This window comes from Paraburkholderia franconis, from assembly GCF_009362735.1.
Classification (GTDB): Bacteria; Pseudomonadota; Gammaproteobacteria; order Burkholderiales; family Burkholderiaceae; genus Paraburkholderia; species Paraburkholderia franconis.
Genome location: NZ_WHNP01000034.1, coordinates 35,751 through 56,756 on the forward strand (window position 1 = coordinate 35,751; position 21,006 = coordinate 56,756).

Genomic DNA, 21,006 nt, shown 5'->3' on the forward strand with positions numbered 1-21,006 from the left:
ATTTTATCGATCGATACAAGCGATGCTGACGCCTATTTTCAAAGCCACCGACTTTCTCTGTATTTCGGGGGCCGCCTATATTTCGCAAAGCATCGTCTTTCACGACCGCACTACGTTTTCACATATTGACGGTCTAATGGGCATGCTCGGGCTTATGCTTCCGTTTATAACGTTTCGGTTTATCAGGGTTTACCGGCCTTTTCGTTATAATTCTGCGCTTGCCAGTGTCATGCGCGTCCTGCTCGCCTGGTTTATCGCCCAACTAGTTCTGGCTGGGTTGTCACATGCCTATCCTGGCGGTGAACTGCGAAAACATTGGTTGTTGTGGTGGACGACGATAGCCGCATGCATGCTCGTCGCCGGACGTTGCACAATCCACGCTTTGCCATCACTGCTGCGTTCGTGGCGGTTTGCACCGGCGCGAATCGCAATCGTCGCGCCGTTCGCAGCGAATGTCGATCTGCTCATGCGGATAGCTCAGGCGACGAGAAATGCCTTCGTCCCGGAAGTAATTTTCAATCCTTCTCTACCATGCGATACCACAATCGATCACGTCCCATTGGTGTGCGAATTGAGTGCGTTCAAGCAGCTTGTACGGATAAAAAATCTTAGGGAAATCTGGATCATCAATCCGCTATTTGAACCGATTTCCGTCGAGCACTTGATCGAAGAATTTCGGGACGAGTTCGTCAATATTCGTGTGCTGCCGCTGTTTGAAGGAAGCATGCCTGTTAGGGCAGTTGGCGACTTTCGTGGCGTTCCAGTCCTGAATATCATGGCTACGCCTGAACGAAGTTGGGACGTTCTGCCGAAGGAGCTATTCGACCGCGCGTTTGCTCTTTTCGTGTTGCTCGCGATTTCTCCAGCGCTGCTCGCGATCGCCATTGCCGTGAAGCTGTCGTCACCAGGTCCGATCATGTTCCGACAGTACCGTATGGGCATGAATGGTGATGTCTTTTCGATCTATAAATTTCGCACGATGTTTCAGGATGCGGACCTGCCAGGCTCTGTCGTTCAGGCGCGCAAGGGAGATGCGCGTGTCACCAGAGTGGGCCGCGTCCTGCGGCGTACGAGCCTCGATGAATTGCCGCAGTTTATCAACGTGCTCAAAGGAGAAATGTCCGTAGTAGGGCCGCGCCCACATGCTGTCGAGCACGACAAGTATTACAAGGATCTCATCCAGCACTATATGTTCCGGTATCGAATCAAGCCCGGCATCACGGGGTGGGCGCAGGTGAACGGGTATCGGGGAGAAACGGCAGAGATCGAGAAGATGGAAGCGCGAGTCAAGTTTGACATGCACTACATCCGACATTGGACATTCTGGATGGATATGAAAATTATCGCCTTGACCATAATTAGGGGATTTATAGGAAATAGTGTGTATTAAAGGCGTAACAAAAAATTACTTTTTGAGCCCGGCAACTGATGCAGCGGGAGATTTTCCGTCTCGCTCATTGTTACATTTCATACCACGCTTTACCCACAAAGGATCGCCTCGCAAGGCCGACTCACAATGTGCGCCGGAATGCCGACTCCTGTCGCATTGGGCGATACGTCACTCAGGACCACGGCATTCGCGCCGATCTTCGCGCCACGTCCAATGGTCACCGGACCCAGAATGCAGGCCCCTGCGCCGATAAGTACGTCATCCGAGCAGGTTGTTGAAATACCTTCCGCACCGGTCATCCGGGTATGAGGGGTAAACGTTGAGAAGAGCCGGACAATACTGAGACTGAAGCGATGCGCGGAGCGGACGGCTATACCGAGTCGATGTTCACGATGCCGAGGCTGGATGACTTCGTTCCGGCCAGTCACCTGTTGCGACCCATTCGGCTTTGGCTGAACGACGCGCTCACTCGCATGGATGCGCTCTTCTCGCGTATGTACGAGAGCGACGCGAAAGGCGGTCGCCCAAGCATTGCGCCGGAGAAACTGATTCGGGCACTACTGCTGCAGGTGCTGTATTCGATTCGCGGTGAACGCATGCTGATGGAGCAAATCTCCTACAACATGCTGTTTCGCTGGTTCGTCGGACTGGCAATGGACGATGCGGTGTGGGACCACTCTACCTTCAGCAAGAACCGGGACCCGCCTGATGGCTCACGACGTCATTGTTAGCCTGTTCAACGAGACGGTCGAGACGGCGCGCGTGCGTGCCTACCTGTCGGGCGAACATTTCAGCGTGGACGGCACGCTCATTCAGGCGTGGGCAGGACACAAGAGCTTTGTGCGCAAGGCGAAGTCGGACGACGATACGCCGCCTGATGGAGGGGCCGACTCCCACGAGAACTGGCATGGCGAGAAGCGTAGCAATGACACGCATGAATCCAGCACAGACAGTCAGACGCGACTCTTTCGCAAGAGTCGTGGCACGGGCGCCATGCTCTGCTACATGGGCCACCTGCTGACTGATAACCGGCATGGCCTCGTGGCGAACGCACGGGTGACGCAGGCCAATGGCACGGCCGAGCGTGACACAGCGGCTGAGATGCTTGCGGATACCGCGCAGTTCGCCCGTACGCCTATTAAGGTCGGTGCTGACAAGAACTACGACACGGCCGGCTTCGTGGCGACGTGCCGCGCACGCGGCGTGACTCCGCATGTGGCGCAAAACGATGGTCCGCGCGGGTGGCTCGGCCATCGACGGTCGCACCACGCGCTGGCCCGGCTACGCGATCAGTCAGCGCAAGCGCAAATTTATTGAGCAGGTCTTTGGCTGGAGCAAGACCGTCGGCAGGATTCGGCAGGCAATGTATCGAGGACTGGAGCGAGTCGACCAACTCTTCCTGCTCACCCAGGCGGCCTACAACCCTGACGCGTATGCGAACGCTCGCCTTTCGGGTGGTATGAAAGTGCAGGCACGCGAAAAAACGACATTGGATGCACCTGAATTAACGAACTTCGGCATCAAATTGGACGCGACGATTCAACGCAACAGTTCTTTCGAATGGGATGGCACGCCACGACGAAGGGATATTTCAACAGCCTGCTAGATGACCGGCGCACCGGGACACCCTCTCCCGCCGATTGCCACGTTGGGAGATATGACAATGTTGCTGCCCAGCACCGCCTGTCTGTGCACGACAATCTCGAGCCCTTGATAACCGAATGTTACGTTTCTCCCCACTCTGGCCGATGCCGGTAATGAGACGGAAAAAATAATTCGGTTGATGACCTTCAAAAACCATAGAAGAAACGGAACATGGAAGCGATAAAGAAAATGTGCAAGCCGATAGATGTAAATCATGTACTATCCACCAAATTGCAAGACTTCGCCAACCCGTCCACAGTGCGCCCGATCATTTCGTCAATTCCGACGCGGCGCGAGCCACGCCTTTCCGAGCATTAATGCAAATCGGCTGTTGGTCACGAAATACCGTTTCCACATCCGCCGGGGCTCCTGAATTACGCGGAAGAACCACTCCAGTCCCGAATTCTGCATCCATCGTGGTGCCCGCTTCACTTTGCCTGCAACTACGTCGAACGTACCGCCCACGCCCATTACAAAATCGACGCCCAGCTCCGATTGCCAGCGGTGGATGAAATTTTCCTTTTCCGGCGACGTAATTGCGACGAAAAGCATGCGTGCGCACGACGCACGAACCTGATCGACGACCGATCGCTCGTCGTCCCAGAAGTAACCATGGTGATAGCCGGCGATTTCCAACGCAGGATAGAGGTATGCACACCGTTCAGCCACACGCGCGACCACCTCGGTGGTCGCGCCAAGGAGAAACACCGAAATGCCTCGTCGTGCGGCTTCCTGCAACAGGCGCTCGAAAAGGTCCACGCCTGCCACGCGCTCGGGAACCTCATGTCTGAGCATCCGCGCCGCCCAAACCACTCCGATGCCATCGATATTGATGAAGTCGCACCCGCGAACCGACATCGCAAGCTGGCGGTCCGACTGCATGTGCACTAATTTGGCAACATTGATGCCAGCGTGCTGAGTAAATTCCTTAGTGTCGATTCGCTGCAAGATCGACGTTACGGTTTCCTCCATCGTTGCAACATCCATTGGACAACCGAACAACTCTATTCGTCGCATTGTTTTCCCAAAAATATTAATTTTCTATTTTACGAATACTGTCTTGCAGTCTTTATCGTTCGATATGCGCGGGAATTCATTTACTTGCTTGAGACAGAAACTGGTCCAAACAGCATGGCAATTCGATCAACGTCCGACGGTTCTGAATTCCATCCCGACTTATAGAGTCCCATTTTTAGATACGCATCCTGGACGCCAAGATAGGCGTTGGGGACACCCTGCGTCTCGAAGACCGACCGTCCGTCCTTCCATAGTTGCGTCGACGCGTGATACCCCTTCTCGTCGGCCACATAACGCAAAGCCCAATTCACCCATCGGCCACGATCCTTGTCCGCACAACATAGCCATTTGCCGGCGGAAACATTCGCTGTACTTTGCCCTCCGCGCTCAGACAGCGCATATCGCGCACCGAGCAGCGCGAGGGCGACCGTCGGCCCGCCTATCCACTTGCCTTGATGAATCTGGGTAATGATCACAGCCTGTTTCGAATCGAACGCGAAATCCGCGGGAATGTAGGTGCTCCACTGAATCAGATAGTCTGTGCCCTGAGCAAACCTCACCGGCTCCGGAAATAGCAGCTCCGCCCTAGGCACGCCGTTCGCGATTTTCGAGAAGTTTTCGTTTTTCGAAATGCTGACCCGCAACACCTTGCGCCCCGGATAAACGGGGTCGTCAACGACAGCAATGTCGCCCGGGTTAGCCTGAACACCAATTCCAGAACCGATGCCATCAAGCCAGTTCCTGGCATAGAGTGTTTCGTAGGTCTTCATCCGCGCCACGGCTCGCGAATCGGACAGAACCCCGCCCGATACCTCAGCGCCGACAACAGCAGTAAGGATGTTTAACGCTGCAAACAGCGCGACCTTTCCTGCCTTTGATTGTCCGGTCTTCATCTCTTTCCGCCAGGCAACGCCATCACGTTTCGATAGCAACAAACGTATTGGTCTGCAATCTTCTCGACCGAGTAGCGGCTGCACGCCCTCTTGGCAGCCTCCGCCCCCATGCGAACAGCGAGATCCGGGTTATCCAGCAAAATGTGGATCCGGTCCACCAGCCTCTCAACATCTCCGGGCGACACCAAATACCCCGTCCGTTCGTCCTCCACCAGGTCGAGGAAGCCGCCAACGGACGTACCGACAACTGGAACTCCAAGAAACATGGCCTCAAGCGTGGAGATACCAAACGACTCGAAATGACTAGGCATGCAGAACACACGAGCATTCCTGTACAGCGATAGCTTTTCCTCGCCTTCGAGCCAACCGACAAATTCCACGCTGTGATCGACCCGATGCGCGCTGGCCGCACGCTTCCACCGGTCGAGGTCGCCTCCGCCAGCAAGCTTCAAGCCAACGTGTACGCCGCGATCGGCCAATATGGCTAGCGCCTTCATCAAATCGTCGATGCCTTTTCCTTCGGCCAGACGACCGACGAACGCAATATAGGGTGGAGTGTTCCGGTTGGCCTTGCGAGGTATCGCATGCGACGCCGCCTGGGCCATGCGAGCTGTATTGCCGATGACGTAGAGTCCATCGCGTGTTCCCCGATATCGGCTCACCTCGTCGCCAATGGCTGACGACACTGCCACGGCGGCGTCCGCCCCACGCGCGAACCGGGACGCCGCATCGCGTATCACGCGGCTGGAACCAACGACGAAACGCTCAAAATTTCCTGCATGCAGGTGAAATGCAGCTTTCTTTCCGAAAAGCCTTGCGAGCAGATACAACATGTACTTGCGATAGAAAGAACCGCGAACGGAGACGTGGAAATGCACGATATTCACGTCACCGCACATCGCGACAAAGAAACGAGGAATATCCAACAGCAAGAAGGAGAGCACGCCTTTGATGCTCTGAAAGCCGTGCGTCTCGAAGAACGAGAACAGAATCTCCTGCGCTGCAAATCGTTCTCTTTCTCCGGCCAGTTCGGCCAGCACGGAGGCGATTCCTCCCCGCTGCCCCCAGCCCGGTCCGACGTGCAGAACCCGTACTACAGGTGACACGCCACAGCCGCTCCGCTCAGCGTCCTTCTTGTTCATGGTAAGGGATTCCGTGTTACCGGCTTCACTGTTCGTCCAGCCCGGGACAGGTACACCGCAATGATCGCCAGATATGGGCCGACGAGTGCTGACACCAATATGTGCCCCGCCGTTGCGGCGGTGGCCATCAGCACGATGAAAAACAGCTTTCCGAACCGTTGTATGCATCCACGGCTCCGATGGATGAATGCCTTTCCGAGCCAGCACAAGTAAAGCGTGAACACCGGCAAACCGAGGGCGAGCGTCAAGTCGAGTACGTCGATCTCGATGAGATAGCGTACGACAGGGTAGCCACCTGTGAGGAGCGGAACGAATCCCTTTTGCGAAACATCGTCCCATATCTTCGAGAACTTGACGTTTCGACCAGATAGCAGGACCGTCAAGAACCGTTCGCCATTCGCATGCTCGTGCTGGTACGTGAAGTACCTCACGCTGAGGTCGACGGCATCCCTCACATTCTGAGACGTGAGGTAAACGGAAATCGCCGCCCCCGCAACCAGCGATATGACCGTTGCGGCTTGAAGAGTCGCACGCATCAGGCTGTATCTCGCATAAAGGTATGAGCACGTTGTCATTAGTGCGCCGATGGCGGCGGCTTTGGTTCCGACTAGCAATGACGCGATGAAAATGCTTCCTGTCAAGAATGCATTGAACAGCGTCCACCCGGATCTCAGGACCCGCTGGAGTCCATATGCGAGGCCAACGATCATCAGCGCGGATGCCTCGTTTTGTGCATAGATGATGCCTTTGTAGCCCGACCGAATCTGCGTGTCGCCCCAGTAGCTACGAAACAAGTCGATGGAAAACACAGCGCCTGCAACAATAGACAGCGCATATACCAGCAGCGACAAGCGGATTAGTGACTGAAGCCCTTCGATCTGCCGATCGTCCATGCCGGATAGCGCGGCAAAGAACACGAAGAACGAGAACACCTTGAGCACCAAAACGCTTTGCTGCAGATACTCACCGATCGATATACCGCCTAGCGCCCAAGCAACCGTCGATACCGCAATGGCGGCAATAGCGAAGAACGCAGTCCGAAGGCTCGATGTCTTCATCCTCTTTCGCATCAGCATAACGAGGATGAGCCCGAACACCATTCCGCCACGGACCAAAAGCGAGTAGCGCCCTGAGTCGCCTGCGTCTTCGAAGCCATAAGATGCGCGTACCGAAAGAAAATCGGCGATCGGCGAGAGCACCATGCCGATAGCAAAGACAGCCGATGTCAGCGTGATCCGATTCCGCTTCGTGAAGCCACGCATGTACGCCCGCGGCTCGCGATGTTCCACAAGCTCAAGACCGCTCATGCCGGGAGTCCCCTTTCATGATCAAAGTAGCCATTCGAAGCATCGCGACTGCTCCCCACCGCCAGATGGTCCTCACAATTCGCAGCGGCCATAGTGCAGCGTCATGAACTGCTTTACGTGACTTCGTCAACGCGCGCCGCTCAGCCTCGATACTGCTCGGTAGCACCTCAAAGTTTTCCCACACGACATACGGGCGTACTTCGGCCACGCGTACGCCCGCGTTATCTATGTGCCACGGCCAATCGTCGAGTAGCGCGCGAATCGGCCCGCGAGCGTTCTCCACCGCAAGGCGAGCGCCCTGCGCAGATATCCAGTAACCCACGGCCCCCGACGTCCACTGCTTGAATGGAGCGCCGACTCGCAGTCCATCCATCAGCGTGGACTGCTTCAGCGGCTCATGGAAATAGGCCGCTGCTGCGCATGTGCGTGGCAACTTCGATCTGCCCAGCAACACGATATCGGCAATCGACGCCAGCCGCTCGTCGGACATATGCAGAACCCGCTCGAAGAAGCCTTGCTCGAGGATCGCGTCATCCTCAAGTACAACGGCACCGCGGCCGGTAGACGCAATCTCTTTCCAAACGGATAAGTGGCTTAGAAAGCACGCGACCTCGGCGGCGGTCATCGAACGTCGATAAAGCTGACGGGCTGCCGCATCGTCATAGCATTCCGCTATGTCCGCGTCGGTGAAAATACGCGCGTCCACAGCATCCGCAAACCGAAACGCGACGCGCTTTTCGCTCAAAACTCTCCCGATTGAATCGCGTCTTCCCGAACGCGGCAGTGATATGACGTGGACATCGAACATGACGAATTTCACCGATGCAACAATTGCAGAAAATGTGCGCGTATCTCAGGCTTGCGCACGATCATCACGAGGTACGCGGCGAGTATTGCGATTTCGGAGATGAGGAAAGAGGCTGCGGCACCTTCAGCGCCAAAACGCGGAACCGTGATAAGCGCCAGCACGACGTTCAAGCAACCCGCAACCAGCATAACCAACGAGCGCATGCGGCTCGCGCCGAACGGAATGAGCACTTGCAGGCCGAGAAAGTAGGCCAGGTTGCCGAACAGTGTGGCGAAACAAAGTATCTTGAGCACCGACGCCGAGTCGATGAATTTCCTGCCGAGTAAGAGCACAGTGAATGGCTCGGAGAGGAACGAGAACACCGCTACCCCGCCCGCTGTCGTCATGACTGTTGCTACCGCGCCAACGGCGGCGAGCTTCGCTGCTGTACGCCTGCGCTCGATCAACAGCGCTGCTATGCGCGGATAAAGGACGGTGTTGATCTGGGCGGGAACCATGTTGGCCGCGGTCTTGATCCTGTCAGCAGCCGCATAGATACCCGCTTGGTACGATCCGACCAACGAAGTCAGAATGACCGCGTTGGTTGTACTGAACAGGCTCACCGACGCGGACGAGACGAACAATTCAGTGCTCTCGCAAATACGGCGCCTAATCGCGCAAACGGACGTGCGGGGCCGCTTCATCACGCCAAGCCGCCATGCAGCACACACTGAAAATGCGCCGGTAACGACCGCTGCCGACGCCTGTATCGCCGCGGCGGCCGCCACATCCTCTTCGCGATGCACGAAGAGGAAAGTCAGTGGCAACGTCACGAAGCGGCCGGCGAGCGATACTACGGTGAACAGTGAGAACTGCTCCAACCCTTGCAGCAGCCAGTTCAATGTGAATACGTTACTGACCACCATGAGCCACGATGCGAGTACGATCGGCCGTGCCGATGCGATGTGTTCATCGGCATGCAGCACGATCCACAAACCGGCACACGACAACGCGCAAAGACAAGCTTTCGCGCCAATCGTCGACCAGATCAGTTCATTCAAAGCGTCTGGGTTCTCACGACACTCGACCACCGCTCGTGGGCCGCTCAAAAAGAATCCCCATTCCGTGACCAACGCGCCGTAGGTTGCAATCGCAGTTGCGTAGCCCAGCACGCCGAAATTGACCGGACCCAGCACGCGGGTCAGATAGGGGAAGGTCATCAGCGGCGCCAGATAGTTGCCCGTCTGCCACACCATCATTACCATTAAATTCCGCACGAGAATCCGCCTGTCCTGTGGATTCCCGCTGGGCACCGTATCGGACCGAGCTGTGTCAGTCATCAAACGCCCCGAACGCCCGACTCCTGTCGGCGATTCGACCTAGCCATGCGCCAACACCCCCCTCGTGTCGATGACGACCTTCGCCTGCAGCTTGACCGGATCAACCTGCTTGAATTGCATGTGATCGACAAGAATCACCACGATATCGGCTTCGGTCAGCGCGTCATGCATGTCGCAAAGCGGCACGGCTTCCTTCAGCACATCGGGCAACTTGCGAATGTTCGGCTCCACCGCAACCACCTGGCCGGGAAAGCGCTCCGAAAGACGCCGCACGATCTCAACCGCTGGACTCTCGCGCAAATCGTCGATATTCGCCTTGAATGCCAGCCCGAGGCACGCAATGACCGGTTCTCTGAAGCGCCTCGCCGCGCGCTCGACACGCTCAATCACGTGCCTCGGCTTGTCGTCATTCACCATGCGCGCGGTGCGGATCAGGCGCGCCTGTTCCGGCGCCGAATCGACAATGAACCAGGGATCGACCGCGATGCAGTGCCCTCCCACGCCCGGCCCCGGCTGCAGGATACTCACGCGCGGATGCCGGTTCGCGAGCCTGATCAGTTCCCACACGTTGATATCGAGCCTGTCGCAAATCATCGAGAGTTCGTTTGCGAATGCAATGTTCACGTCACGAAACGAGTTCTCCGTGAGCTTGCACATTTCGGCTGTCCGCGCATCGGTCAGGATGCATTCGCCGCGCACGAAGCTTTGATACAAATCTCGAGCCGCCTCGCCGCATCTGGGTGTCATCCCTCCGATCACCCGGTCGTTCTCGATGAGTTCCCGAATGACATGGCCTGGCAGCACGCGTTCCGGACAATGCGCGATGCGAATATCCGAGCCCTCGCCGGCTTGCTGCGGAAACGTCAGATCCGTACGCAACTCGGCAAGCCGCACGGCCATTTGCTCAGTCGCACCCACCGGCGACGTTGATTCGAGGACCACGAGATCACCCTTCTTCAGCACCGGTGCGATGGCTCGGCTAGCCGCTTCGATGAAAGTCAAATCCGGCTTGAAACCATCCGCGAATGGTGTCGGCACTGCAATCAGAAATGCGTCTGCCGGCTCTGGTGTTGTCGTCGCGCGCAGATATCCTTGCGTGACCGCTGCGTGAACCAGCATGTCGAGATCCGGTTCGACGATGTGAACCGCTCCGCGGTTGATGGTATCAACGGTATGCTGGTTCACGTCGATCCCAATGACGCGCTTTCGCCTTGCTGCAAATGCAGCCGCCGTCGGCAAACCGATATAGCCAAGACCTACAACAGAAATAGTTTCAAATTCCATGGGCCGCTGCCCTTATTCCTCAGTTTGATCGTTGAAAACAGGTCGCATGACGCTTCAATGCCGCTCGAGCGTCTCGACAATGCGCTCAGACGCGCGCCCGTCGCCGTACGGATTACCTCCACGACGCATCGCGTCATACAAACCTTCGTCGTCCAGAAGCTGCATTGCAGTCCTCACGATCATCTGTCCGTCCGTGCCCACCAGTTTCACCACGCCGGCATCGACGGCTTCCTGTCGCTCCGTCGAGTCACGCATCACAAGCACTGGCTTGCCCAAAGACGGCGCCTCCTCCTGGACTCCACCGGAATCAGTGAGAATCAGATGTGCACGGTCCATCAAGCGGACAAAGGGTAAATAGTCGAGCGGCTCGATTAACTGCACGTTTGGAATGCCACTCAACAGACGATTGACAGGCTCCCGCACTGCGGGATTCAGATGCATCGGATACACGATCTCGATGTCCGGACGCTGTTGCGCGATTTGCGCAAGCGCGCAACATATGCGCTCGAAACCGAGTCCAAAGCTCTCGCGGCGATGCCCTGTAACCAGCAGTAGACGTCTGTCTGCAGGCAACGAGGGAAGCTGCTGGTCGACAACCGCGCATAGCTGCGGGTCGCGCGCCAACATTCCGAGCACGTCGAGCAATGCGTCGATCACCGTGTTCCCCGTCACGACAATTCGCGAATTGGGCACGTTCTCGGCGATGAGATTTTGCTGCGCGCGCTGAGTCGGTGCGAAATGAATGTCCGCAAGTGCACCCGTGAGTTTCCGGTTCGCCTCTTCTGGCCACGGCGAAAGCAGGTTGCCCGTACGCAAACCCGCCTCGACGTGACCGACAGGCACTCGCTGATAGAACGCGGCGAGCGTCGCCGCCATCGTCGTCGTCGTGTCGCCGTGAACGAGTACGATGTCAGGCCGGCAGTCCTTGAGCACGTCGCGCATGCCCAGCATGATCGACGATGTCACGTCGTACAAATCCTGTGAGGGCTTCATCACGTTGAGGTCGAAATGCGGGCGAATCCTGAAGAGATCGAGCACCTGATCGAGCATCGTTCGATGTTGCCCCGTCACGCACACGAAACAATCTATGCTTGCGCTCGCGGCAAAACGTTTCACGAGCGGCGCCATCTTGATCGCTTCGGGACGCGTACCGAACGTCAAAAGAATCCTTTTCTTCACGGCGCGACACTCTCATAGGACGAGAACGTGCCATACGCAGTCGCACTGGGAGGCACGTCGCCGAGTGTGATGCCACAAATCGTCACGCCGGCGCTGCCAAGCAGACGCACGGTCTCGCGAAGCTCCGACGCGGAATGCAGGCCATAGCGCGTCGCAAGCAGCGTCGTGCCAGCGTGCTTGCCGATCAGCATCGAATCTGTCACGGCAAGCACAGGCGGCGTATCAACGATGACGATGTCGTATTCGTTCGAGAACTGCTTCATTGCATCGGCAAAACGTTCGCCCATCAATGCTTCTGCCGGATTGGGGGTGCCCACCCCGCGTGGGAGGATGTCCAGGTTAGGTAACGCATTGCGGCGGATCACCTTGTCAGGTGCAGTTCCTGCCAGCACATCGCCGAGGCCCGGTCCGCGATTGACGCCGAAGTGATCCTCCATGCTCCCTCGACGCAGATCGGCGTCAATCACCAGCACACGCTTATTCGCAACCGCCAGTACTGCGGCCAGATTGATTGCAAGAAAGGATTTGCCGACTGCCGGACGCGGTCCCGTGATCATGACAATGTTGTTGCGTGCTCTCGTCATCTGGAACTGCAACGCCGTGCGAAGGCTTCGAATGCCTTCCACGGCGACGTCCTGAGGCGCGTCCACGGCAAGTACACGCATGCCCCGCTCCTTGCTGCTTGCGCTCTTTTGCAACTTCAGTTGCCGCTCGCTACGCGAAATGATGGTGTATACGGGAATGCCCGTTACCTGTTCTATTTCGACACTCGTCTCGATACCTTGACGGAACGAACGACGCACGAAAACGCCGCCAACACCCAATAGCAGTCCCAGTAGGAACGAGGTCGCCATAACCAGACCTTTCCTTGGCCAGAAGGCTTTCTCCGCGACGACTGCAAGGTCGACGATGCGCGCGTTTCCTTGCTGCCCTGCTCGCATGACACGCAACTGCTGTGCGCTATCCATCAGCTTTGTATAGAGCTGAGTGTTGATCTCGACATCGCGCTCCAGTCCCAGCGCCGTACGCTGCGTGTCCGGTAGTGCGGCGACCTGTGCGTCGAGCATTTGCTGCTGCTTACGCAGATCGGCCAGTTGCACATCAATTGCTGTCACGGAGGGGTGTCCGTCCGCAAAGCGCTGGACGAGTTCGTCGCGCTGTTGCTGCAAGGCTAGAATACGCGTCTTGCCATCGACGATGGACTGCAACAGAAGACGACTTTCCGCTTCCAGATCAACTGTGCGTTTTCGATTTCTGAATTCGTTGTAGCGTTGCTCGGCCTTGTCCAGTTCCGCGTGAATCAGCGGAAGCTGGCCGCTCAGGAAATCGAGCATCTGGGCCGCCTGCGCTGACTTCCAGTCGATATTCTGCTGCACATATCGATGCACAATTGCGTTGACGGTCTGCGTCGTCAGATCACTGTCGACGCCATCCAGCATCACCGCGATAATGCCGGACTGCTTGGTTTTTTCCTTCACATCGAGGACTTTCTGCAAGTTCTGCACCGTCTGCTGCGTTGATGCACGCGAAAGCAGGAACTCGGTCCCGCCGTGTGCAACGATGCGGCTCACCTTGAGCGCAAGCGGACCTTCCTGAACAGCGCCGTGTGCGATGACGCCCGCTTTGCCCGTCAACACCGTGTCCCCGTCTTTCAGGAGCCGCCAGGTTTCATCCGCCTGCGCAACGAGCGTAAATGTCGCGTTATAGAGCGACGCTGGCACGTCGAACTGCTCGACCGAAATGCGCTCGCCATCCCATGCGAACTGCTTCAATCCAAGCGGCGGCCTCGCCTCGCCGGGTGCGATGCGCCGGGCTATCCACTCGCCAACAAGCGGAAAATAATGCGGCCTTGCGTCGATATCGAGGTGCAGTTGACGCACGGCATCGCCCACGACCTGGCGCGAACGGATCAACTCTATCTCCGCGTCGGCAGTGGCCTTGCCGTCGAACATCGCGGCAAGGTCGCCAAGCTTGTCGTTGAGGATGCTCGAACTGTCGTCAACCTGCACGAGCGCGTCCGCCCGGTACACAGGCGTCGCGACGAACGCGTACGCCGTACCGACCACGAGCGCCGCCGCCGTCACGATCGATATGAGCCAGCCGTTTTCCCGCAGCACTGTGACGATTTCGGACAGGTTGATTTCATCCGACGCATGCAACGGGGCAGTCAATAATGGCACTTGCTGAGTCATGAATCACGCGGAAAGGGTGCGGATGGCATCGAGCCAATGTGAGAGACCATGTTCGATCTGCGACGTGGCAAGTTCGAACGTGAAGCGGGTGCGGCGATACGGATCGACGACGTCCGTGTCGTCGTTTTCGCAAAGCAGGTGGACGCGCTCCTTCACCTCCGGATATAGGGTTTTGAGCCACGTGAGGTGTGCACGGGTCATCGCGAGAATGAGGTTCGCGTTGCGCACATGGGCATCGCTCAGTGCCGTGGCCACATGTGCGCTCAAGTCGATCCCGCGTTCTTGCATCAATGCCATTGCGAGCGGGTCGGCACCTCGCCCGACCAGCGCGTGCGTGCCAGCCGAAAGCGTCGCGACGCCCGGCATCGACTGAATCAGCAAGGCAGCAGCAATCGGACTGCGGCAGACGTTACCTGTACAAACCATCAAGATATGTCCGCTCATTTCGTCACCACAGCAGCCGTCAGACCGGCGTTGATTGCGGGCAGCAACTGGCTGAGGATTCGGCTGAAACGCGCGAGGCCCGTGCTGTCGACGTAGACCACGTCCTTCGGCTTCAACTCGAACTGATTGGCGAGCACCATCGCGACAGGCGACTGCGCATCAAGGTGATACACCTCGGCTGTATCGCCCATTGCGTTGCGGATCACGTACATTTGCGTGGCATTTGCGCTTGCCACGTTGATGCTTCCCGCCTGCGAGAGCGCGTCGCTCAACGTCAGGCCGCCAGACTTCATCGGAACAGCCGTGGTGGGACGATTCACTTCGCCCATCACGAACACGCCGTTTTCGTCGCGCGAACTGACGCGCAACAGGTCTCCGCTCTTCAGCATGACGCTGGCAGGGTTCTGTCGCTGGGAAACCATCTTCGCCATGTCGATCAGATAGCGGCCCCCGTCACGCACGAGCGTCATCCGGCTTTCGTCGGCGGCTGCCGTGAATCCGCCCGCCCGGCTGATCGCCTCGTACAGCGTCATCGGAACATCGTTGATCGCTTGAGCGCCAGGTGCGCGCACTTCGCCGTCGACGTACACCTGCGACGAACGAAACGACGCGACACGCACCGTGACCTGTGGATTGCGGAACATGTTCGACAGCCGACGCGTCAGGAGGTCGCGCACTTGCTCCACGCGCAGACCGGCCACGTGCAACGTGCCCGCATAGGGAAACTGGATGTCGCCCGACTGATCGATGACAAAGCCTGCGGGTGCATCGGCCGGACGAAGCTGCGCCTGGGCAGGCGCGCCCAGTGCGGCTGCCAGTTCGGGATGGTCCCACACGGTGATCTGCAGAACGTCGGCGATGCCGAGCTGATAGGGACGTGGAGCCGCGAACAGGGCCGACGCGTCGCTTGCCGTGGTCTGCTCGCGCAGTCGCTTCAGCAACGATGTATCAATCTCATTGACCGTAACAACCGACGCTTGAGGTTGCGCGCTTTCCGTACTGTTCGTCGCGACGGGTGCCTGCACGTTCATGTGCATACCGGGAGCAGCGGTACACGCCGGCAGAAGCACGCACATCGCCACCAGCGCGACGCGACTGGAAGCAATGCATCTTTCCTTGATAATTTTCAACATAGATCAAACTTGCTCGACATGAACTCCAGCACCGCCTGCTTTCTGATGACTTGCCATCAGGAAAATCCGTAAGAGCCCCCTGCTCAAAAGAGCCGCCAAGCGTACGACCCATTCCCCCATCCTTCCGGCCAATACCCGAACCGTTTTCGCCAACCCCTCATCTCATTTTTGTTGGCGGACACCGCCCTCGGACCCGCGATACCCACCCCGCATCACCACCTTCCCAACAAAAACGCAACCAGGAGGAACTCTGAGAGATAATGGCGGTCCATTTCGGATCGTGCGGGCGATTCAGTGGTCGGCGCCCAATGCAGAAAGAGGTCAGCAGCGCCGCCACGAACCGCTGCGCGTTCGCGCCGTCAGGCCATTCCGCGAACGCGCGCCAGGCACGCACACGCAAGCCCCCCTCCGCTTCCGCCTCACCGAAACCGCGCTGCGCGCCGCCCGCGCACCGTTTCGTGGAGGCGCTTTGCCATCACACGCATGCAGACATCAAAAGCCCGTCTGATCGAGCTGGACTTCTTCCGAGGACTGGTTCTTCTGTTTATCGTCGTCGACCATATCGGCGGCAGCATCCTGTCGCGCGCCACGCTGCATGCATATGCGCTGTGCGACGCAGCCGAAGTCTTCGTCTTCCTCGGCGGGTTTGCGACGGCGACGGCCTATGCGTCGCTCGCGAAGCGCCACACGGAAGCCGACGCGCGCAACCGTTTCTTCCGGCGCTCGTTCGAGCTGTATAGGGCATTTCTGATCACGGCCGTCCTGATGCTCGTCGCGAGCGCGGTGATGAGCGCGTTCAGCATCGACGCACCCAACATGACCACGACCGATCTCGACGACATGATGGACACGCCCGCGGCCGTGCTGCGCGACATCCTGCTGTTCCGCCGTCAGCCTTATCTCGCGTCCGTATTGCCGATGTACGCGTTTTTCGCGTTCGCTGTGCCCGTCGTCTTGCCGCTCGCGCGAAGCAGGCCGTGGCTGCTGCTCGCGGGCAGTCTCGCCGTGTGGTCGATTGCGCCGTGGATGCTGCCGCATCTGCCCGTCGCCGAAGACGCGCAATGGGACTTCAACCCGTTTGCATGGCAGTTGATGTTCGTGTTCGGTGTGATCGCGCAGACGCAGCCCGTCTATCAGCGCGCAAGCGCGCACCGCCATGGCTGGATCGTGACGGCGCTCGCGTGCGCCGTGGTCGGAGCGGCCGCCGGGTACAAGCTGTTCGTCGAAACGGCGCCGCTCGATGGCAGCCTCAAGCAGAATCTGTCGTGGCTGCGCGCCGTGAACTTTCTCGCGATTGCGTGGCTCGCCGCGAACATGGTGCGCATCGGCTGGGCAAAGGCGATCGCGCAGCGTCTGCCGTGGATCGGGCTCGTGGGCCGCAAAGGCCTGCTGTGCTTTATCGCGGGCACGGTGATATCGCTGGTCGTCGATTCGCTGTTGTACACAGCCACCGACGGCTATCTGAATGTCCCGCTCGGCCTGATCGCCGATGCCGTCGCGATCGGTTCGCTGTTCGCGGTCGCCAGAGTGTCCGTGCCGGTCTCGCGCGTGCTGACCTTGCGCCTACGCGGCTCGGGCCCCGCCTGATCGGACCGATCACGCAGTCACGCACGCCACCACCACTCGAAGCGGTATCACGAACGCGCTCCCACTCGCGGCAGAAGCGCGGAAGCGAATCAACGGATCATCGCTCGATCCACTCGGTCCACAGCACCATCAGCACCGTCATCAGCGCGGGGCCGACGAACAGACCTAACAGGCCAAACGTCTCCGCGCCGCCGAGAATCCCGAACAGCACCAGCAGAAACGGCAGCCGCGTCGAATTGCCGATCAACATAGGGCGCACGAAGTGCTCGGCAACGAACACGACGATAAAGCCGAACACGGCAAGCGCAATTGCAGGGACGATCGTCCCCTGGATGATGAAGAGCCACAGCGCCGCGCCACAGAATACGACAGGCGCGCAAAACGGCAGCATCGCGGCGATCGCCGTGACGAACCCGAGCAGCGCAGCGTGCGGCACGCCCGTCAACATGTAGGCGACGAACAGCAGCGCGCCCTCACCGATGCCGACAACCACGAGCCCCGACACCGTCCCGCGCACGGCCGCCGCCATCCGCTCGACGAGATGCAGGCCTTCGTGACCGAACGCGCGCTGGACGCCCTTCATCAGCGAGCCTGACAGCCTCGGGCCTGCCTGAAAGATCACGAACAGCGTGACGAGCATGAAGCCGAACAGCATCAGCGCATGCGCGGCGCGCGCGCCGAAATGCCGACCGAACGTCACGACGGCATCGCTGTGCAGGCCCTTCATCGCGGGCGAGTCGCGCAGCGGCTGCGCGAGATTCGCCTCCCACCACGCGCCGATCTGCGTCGCGCCGAACGGCAGATGCCGCACGAAATCAGGCACGGGAATGCCGTTTTCGTGCACGGTGCGCAACCACTCGATCACGTCGTGCGCTTCGTTCGCGGCCTGCGCGATGCCGATCCCGACGGGCAACAGGAACAGCAATCCAATGGCAATAGTCAGCACGGTCGCGATCAGCGTCGTGCGTCCCTTGAAGAAGTCGTGTTGTTCGACCCGATGAAATGCCGGCCACAGCGCAATCGCGATCACACAAGCCCACGCGATCGCGGGCACGAAGTCGCGAATTACCCAGATCGCCAGCACGACCATCACGGCATAGAGCGTGGCCGAGGCCACGCGCTGCACCTTGCGGCGATCGGGCGCGTCGGCCTCGGATGGGACATCTGGCGGACGTTGATTCATGTGACCTCGTAGAATGAGCGGAGTGCGTGGGCTGCCCGCATGAGCGGCCTGCCCGCTCAAAGATAGCGCGAATAGAGGACGAAGCCTGCACAGACCATGGCAGCGAGCACGCGGGATACCTGCATCGAGCTCACCTCCGGTGCGGCGTCGCCCTGTCGAGGCGCACATCATAAGGGATGCCGCACGCGCCCATCCACGCTGCCCGGCGACCCCGCCCTTTTCTGCCGCTGATACAACAGTTCGTTGCAGATTTGCATGTAATGGCAATAACAGCCCGCGAAACGGCCTATTACCGTCCGCATACATACCCGCCATCTCATTATTGCGGAATCGGGAACAGTGTTTCTACGCCCGCACAATGGCTCTCACGCGCGCGCGGGACTAAATTCGGCACACACCACAACTACGGAGCCGACCATGACGACCCTGGAGTGTTTACCGTTGATAGGCGCCAACGGGTTGCGCATCGAGATACTCGAGCACTCTGACACAACGCTAATCATTCGCTGGGTCGAGCCGGGCCGCTGTCATTATGGCGAGCAGCGCTGGCGCCGCCGCTCGGCGCACTCGTCCGGCACCTGCGCCGTATCGCGCCGCAAGATCCGCCGCGGCGACGCCGTCTTCAAGCCGGCCGAACGCCCCGCTCCCGCCAATGCATCCGCGATGATCGCGGCCGAAGTGCTCGAACACGCACTCGCCGCCGAAGAACTCGAGCACGCGCTCGCCGCATAACCGGCGCTTCACGCAACAATCGGATTCAAAGGTTCCTGGACAGAACCAGCAGCAGCATCGCACGCAAAAAGATCGCGCGCGACAGGCCGTTGTTGCATCCGCTAGTCCGCTGCATGATCGGCAAGGAAGCGGCACACCTCGCCGTGCATCCATCGCACGCCGGGACTCGTCGCAAGCGCGCGCCACGAGCCATGCACAAGGCCCTTGCCGACGGGTGCGTGCGCTTGCCCGCCCGCCGCGCGGATGCGTTCTGCAAACACGCGTGCATCGTCGCGCAATGGATCGTGCTCGACGCCTATTGCAAGCGTCGGCGGCAATCCATCATAACGTGATGCTTCGAGCGGAATCGTCCACGCGATATGCGCCGAAACGCTCGCGCGCATGCCGCCGATGCCGCTGTCCGCGCTGTCCGCGTTGCCCGCTTCGTTGCTCGCTCGGTTGCCCCCTTCATCGCCCCAATACGTCGCGCTGTAGCGCCGCACATCGGCGAGCGTGAGCATCGGCGCCTCGGCTTCCGTCTCGCGCGCGGGCGATTGCGGTTCGACACCCAACATCGGATAAACCAGAGCGAGACCGCGTACGCCCTTCACGCCTTCGTCGCGCAACCGCATCGCGACACTCGCCGCGAGCGTCGCGCCCGCGCTGTCGCCCGCAAGTTGCAGCGACGTCGGCAGCGGACCGAATGGCAAGCGCCCATCGAGCGCGGCACGCGTGACGGCCAAGCAATCGCCGTGAGCGGCGGGCGCGGGATGCTCGGGCGCAAGCCGGTAATCGACGGCGATCACGCACAGGCCCGTATCCGCCGCGATGCGCGCAGTGATCAGATCGTGGCTCGCGAGCGAGCCGACCACGAATCCCCCGCCGTGAAAATAAAGCACCATGCCCGGCGACCGCTCGCACCGCTCACGTTGGGCAGGCGCATAGAGACGCAGCATGAAAGTGTGGCCATCGGGCGATGTGAACGGCGCATCGTGCGTGCGCACGCCATCGGGTAACGGCGGCGTGAATGCGGCGGCGAGGCGCTCGTACATCGCCCGCTGCTCGACGACCGTCGATGCCGAGCGGTCGCCCGGATAAAGCGCTTTCGTCCGTTCGACGAATGCCACGATTTCAGGTTCGAGCATGACGTGCACTCCGTTTGTGCGTTGCCCGATTATGCGCGCGAATGCCGATGCATCATTTGCGCGTCTGCACGGGCAAACCGATCACACGGCCAGCGTACTGCGCTGCGGGCAACGCAGCCTGCGCGTCGACGAGCGCACGCACGCGCGCCTCGACATCGCTATCGAATACGGCGGAACGCGGCCCGCTCGTATCGACATGCAGCAGCATCTGTTCGCCCGCCGCGACGGGTTCGTTGCCCTCGTCCGCGAACATTTCGAGGTACAGGTGCATGCGCTTCGCGTCGTGCGCAAGCACGCGCATCTCGACTCGCACTTGCGCGCCTTCCTTGATTTCCTGCAGATAATTGATGTGCGCTTCGAGCGTATAGATCGAGCGGCCGCGCGCCTTACGCACGGTGTCGTCGAGGCCGATCTGCTCGATCAGCGCATCGGTGGCGAAGCTGAAGATCAGCATATAGAACGCGTCGCGCAGATGGCCGTTGTAGTCGACCCATTCGGCGCGCACGACGTCGTGATACGCAGGCAATTCCGCGTGTCGCGGCATGGCGATTGTCTCCGTCGCGTTGAACGTTGTTCGTAAGCGCGGGGCATCTCGCATCGATGCCCCGCGCGTGCAGCCATATTACGC

The 21,006-nt window shown here is 59.2% G+C and carries 19 protein-coding genes and 1 pseudogene; 4 read left to right on the top strand and 16 right to left on the bottom strand.

The annotated features are described in order from the left end of the window. Positions 1 to 22: 22 nt before the first annotated feature. Positions 23 to 1,390, top strand: a complete 1,368-nt coding sequence (locus GCT13_RS29320; protein ID WP_152764049.1) for an undecaprenyl-phosphate glucose phosphotransferase — start codon at positions 23 to 25, stop codon at positions 1,388 to 1,390. Positions 1,391 to 1,479: 89 nt separating this feature from the next. Here the strand turns inward: GCT13_RS29320 and GCT13_RS29325 are convergent, their stop codons facing one another. After that, positions 1,480 to 1,689 (bottom strand): DapH/DapD/GlmU-related protein, encoded by a 210-nt coding sequence (locus GCT13_RS29325; protein WP_152764051.1) that lies wholly within the window; start codon positions 1,687 to 1,689, stop codon positions 1,480 to 1,482. A gap of 54 nt (positions 1,690 to 1,743) precedes the next feature. On the opposite strand from GCT13_RS29325, the pseudogene GCT13_RS29330 reads away from it, so the two are divergent. Continuing rightward, a pseudogene (locus GCT13_RS29330) lies at positions 1,744 to 2,853 on the top strand (IS5 family transposase). A 139-nt stretch (positions 2,854 to 2,992) separates the two neighbouring features. Here GCT13_RS29330 and GCT13_RS29335 read toward each other — a convergent pair. From GCT13_RS29335 to GCT13_RS29390, 12 genes are all read right to left on the bottom strand, one after another. Continuing rightward, entirely contained in the window at positions 2,993 to 3,250 is a 258-nt protein-coding gene (locus GCT13_RS29335; RefSeq protein WP_227747067.1) for a hypothetical protein, read from the bottom strand. 60 nt (positions 3,251 to 3,310) lie between these two features. Next, positions 3,311 to 4,006 carry a WecB/TagA/CpsF family glycosyltransferase gene (locus GCT13_RS29340; protein WP_321574694.1) on the bottom strand — a complete coding sequence of 232 codons (696 nt, stop codon included), beginning with the start codon at positions 4,004 to 4,006 and terminating at the stop codon, positions 3,311 to 3,313. A 125-nt stretch (positions 4,007 to 4,131) separates the two neighbouring features. Then, a complete protein-coding gene (locus GCT13_RS29345; protein ID WP_227747068.1) occupies positions 4,132 to 4,944 on the bottom strand; it encodes a polysaccharide lyase in 813 nt (270 codons plus the stop codon). Next, positions 4,941 to 6,086, bottom strand: a complete 1,146-nt coding sequence (locus tag GCT13_RS29350; protein WP_152764055.1) for a glycosyltransferase family 4 protein — start codon at positions 6,084 to 6,086, stop codon at positions 4,941 to 4,943. Before GCT13_RS29350 ends, GCT13_RS29345 begins: the two co-directional genes overlap by 4 nt. Further along, positions 6,083 to 7,393: an O-antigen ligase family protein gene (locus GCT13_RS29355; protein ID WP_227747069.1), complete on the bottom strand. Its 1,311-nt coding sequence runs from the start codon at positions 7,391 to 7,393 to the stop codon at positions 6,083 to 6,085. Before GCT13_RS29355 ends, GCT13_RS29350 begins: the two co-directional genes overlap by 4 nt. Beyond that, positions 7,380 to 8,201: a glycosyltransferase family 25 protein gene (locus GCT13_RS29360; protein WP_152764057.1), complete on the bottom strand. Its 822-nt coding sequence runs from the start codon at positions 8,199 to 8,201 to the stop codon at positions 7,380 to 7,382. The genes GCT13_RS29355 and GCT13_RS29360 overlap by 14 nt, the downstream gene beginning before the upstream one ends. Positions 8,202 to 8,209: 8 nt before the next feature. Next, a complete protein-coding gene (locus GCT13_RS29365) occupies positions 8,210 to 9,520 on the bottom strand; it encodes a flippase (protein ID WP_152764059.1) in 1,311 nt (436 codons plus the stop codon). Between the two features lie 39 nt (positions 9,521 to 9,559). Next, on the bottom strand, positions 9,560 to 10,804 hold the full coding sequence (gene wecC / locus GCT13_RS29370; RefSeq protein WP_152764061.1) for a UDP-N-acetyl-D-mannosamine dehydrogenase: 1,245 nt from the start codon (positions 10,802 to 10,804) through the stop codon (positions 9,560 to 9,562). 54 nt (positions 10,805 to 10,858) lie between these two features. Further along, complete coding sequence (wecB, locus tag GCT13_RS29375; protein WP_321574696.1) at positions 10,859 to 11,983, bottom strand: non-hydrolyzing UDP-N-acetylglucosamine 2-epimerase; 1,125 nt, start codon at positions 11,981 to 11,983, stop codon at positions 10,859 to 10,861. Further along, the gene (locus tag GCT13_RS29380; RefSeq protein WP_152764063.1) at positions 11,980 to 14,175 is read right to left on the bottom strand and encodes a polysaccharide biosynthesis tyrosine autokinase; all 2,196 of its coding nucleotides are present in this window, start codon (positions 14,173 to 14,175) and stop codon (positions 11,980 to 11,982) included. Before GCT13_RS29380 ends, wecB begins: the two co-directional genes overlap by 4 nt. A 3-nt stretch (positions 14,176 to 14,178) precedes the next feature. Next, positions 14,179 to 14,619, bottom strand: a complete 441-nt coding sequence (locus GCT13_RS29385; protein ID WP_152764065.1) for a low molecular weight protein-tyrosine-phosphatase — start codon at positions 14,617 to 14,619, stop codon at positions 14,179 to 14,181. After that, on the bottom strand, positions 14,616 to 15,650 hold the full coding sequence (locus GCT13_RS29390; protein ID WP_407670877.1) for a polysaccharide biosynthesis/export family protein: 1,035 nt from the start codon (positions 15,648 to 15,650) through the stop codon (positions 14,616 to 14,618). Before GCT13_RS29390 ends, GCT13_RS29385 begins: the two co-directional genes overlap by 4 nt. A 585-nt stretch (positions 15,651 to 16,235) precedes the next feature. Here GCT13_RS29390 and GCT13_RS29395 point away from each other — a divergent pair. Beyond that, on the top strand, positions 16,236 to 17,339 hold the full coding sequence (locus tag GCT13_RS29395; protein WP_152764067.1) for an OpgC domain-containing protein: 1,104 nt from the start codon (positions 16,236 to 16,238) through the stop codon (positions 17,337 to 17,339). A 97-nt stretch (positions 17,340 to 17,436) separates the two neighbouring features. Here the strand turns inward: GCT13_RS29395 and GCT13_RS29400 are convergent, their stop codons facing one another. Beyond that, positions 17,437 to 18,522 carry an AI-2E family transporter gene (locus GCT13_RS29400; RefSeq protein WP_152764069.1) on the bottom strand — a complete coding sequence of 362 codons (1,086 nt, stop codon included), beginning with the start codon at positions 18,520 to 18,522 and terminating at the stop codon, positions 17,437 to 17,439. Between the two features lie 417 nt (positions 18,523 to 18,939). Between GCT13_RS29400 and GCT13_RS29405 the strand changes: the two genes are divergently transcribed. Continuing rightward, positions 18,940 to 19,254, top strand: coding sequence for a DUF3331 domain-containing protein (locus GCT13_RS29405; RefSeq protein ID WP_152764071.1), 315 nt, complete (start codon positions 18,940 to 18,942; stop codon positions 19,252 to 19,254). 101 nt (positions 19,255 to 19,355) lie between these two features. Here the strand turns inward: GCT13_RS29405 and GCT13_RS29410 are convergent, their stop codons facing one another. Together GCT13_RS29410 and GCT13_RS29415 are read right to left on the bottom strand one after the other, a co-directional pair. Next, a complete protein-coding gene (locus GCT13_RS29410; protein ID WP_152764073.1) occupies positions 19,356 to 20,378 on the bottom strand; it encodes an alpha/beta hydrolase in 1,023 nt (340 codons plus the stop codon). 52 nt (positions 20,379 to 20,430) lie between these two features. Beyond that, complete coding sequence (locus GCT13_RS29415; RefSeq protein ID WP_152764075.1) at positions 20,431 to 20,922, bottom strand: thioesterase family protein; 492 nt, start codon at positions 20,920 to 20,922, stop codon at positions 20,431 to 20,433. Positions 20,923 to 21,006 lie beyond the last annotated feature (84 nt).

Coding starts and splice junctions, on each gene's coding strand:
- GCT13_RS29320 (WP_152764049.1), top strand. CDS start 23: ATGCTGACGCCTATTTTCAAAGCCACCGACTTTCTCTGTATTTCGGGG.
- GCT13_RS29325 (WP_152764051.1), bottom strand. CDS start 1,689: ATGACCGGTGCGGAAGGTATTTCAACAACCTGCTCGGATGACGTACTT.
- GCT13_RS29335 (WP_227747067.1), bottom strand. CDS start 3,250: ATGATTTACATCTATCGGCTTGCACATTTTCTTTATCGCTTCCATGTT.
- GCT13_RS29340 (WP_321574694.1), bottom strand. CDS start 4,006: ATGGAGGAAACCGTAACGTCGATCTTGCAGCGAATCGACACTAAGGAA.
- GCT13_RS29345 (WP_227747068.1), bottom strand. CDS start 4,944: ATGAAGACCGGACAATCAAAGGCAGGAAAGGTCGCGCTGTTTGCAGCG.
- GCT13_RS29350 (WP_152764055.1), bottom strand. CDS start 6,086: ATGAACAAGAAGGACGCTGAGCGGAGCGGCTGTGGCGTGTCACCTGTA.
- GCT13_RS29355 (WP_227747069.1), bottom strand. CDS start 7,393: ATGAGCGGTCTTGAGCTTGTGGAACATCGCGAGCCGCGGGCGTACATG.
- GCT13_RS29360 (WP_152764057.1), bottom strand. CDS start 8,201: ATGTTCGATGTCCACGTCATATCACTGCCGCGTTCGGGAAGACGCGAT.
- GCT13_RS29365 (WP_152764059.1), bottom strand. CDS start 9,520: ATGACTGACACAGCTCGGTCCGATACGGTGCCCAGCGGGAATCCACAG.
- wecC (WP_152764061.1), bottom strand. CDS start 10,804: ATGGAATTTGAAACTATTTCTGTTGTAGGTCTTGGCTATATCGGTTTG.
- GCT13_RS29380 (WP_152764063.1), bottom strand. CDS start 14,175: ATGACTCAGCAAGTGCCATTATTGACTGCCCCGTTGCATGCGTCGGAT.
- GCT13_RS29385 (WP_152764065.1), bottom strand. CDS start 14,619: ATGAGCGGACATATCTTGATGGTTTGTACAGGTAACGTCTGCCGCAGT.
- GCT13_RS29390 (WP_407670877.1), bottom strand. CDS start 15,650: ATGAACGTGCAGGCACCCGTCGCGACGAACAGTACGGAAAGCGCGCAA.
- GCT13_RS29395 (WP_152764067.1), top strand. CDS start 16,236: ATGCAGACATCAAAAGCCCGTCTGATCGAGCTGGACTTCTTCCGAGGA.
- GCT13_RS29400 (WP_152764069.1), bottom strand. CDS start 18,522: ATGAATCAACGTCCGCCAGATGTCCCATCCGAGGCCGACGCGCCCGAT.
- GCT13_RS29405 (WP_152764071.1), top strand. CDS start 18,940: ATGACGACCCTGGAGTGTTTACCGTTGATAGGCGCCAACGGGTTGCGC.
- GCT13_RS29410 (WP_152764073.1), bottom strand. CDS start 20,378: ATGCTCGAACCTGAAATCGTGGCATTCGTCGAACGGACGAAAGCGCTT.
- GCT13_RS29415 (WP_152764075.1), bottom strand. CDS start 20,922: ATGCCGCGACACGCGGAATTGCCTGCGTATCACGACGTCGTGCGCGCC.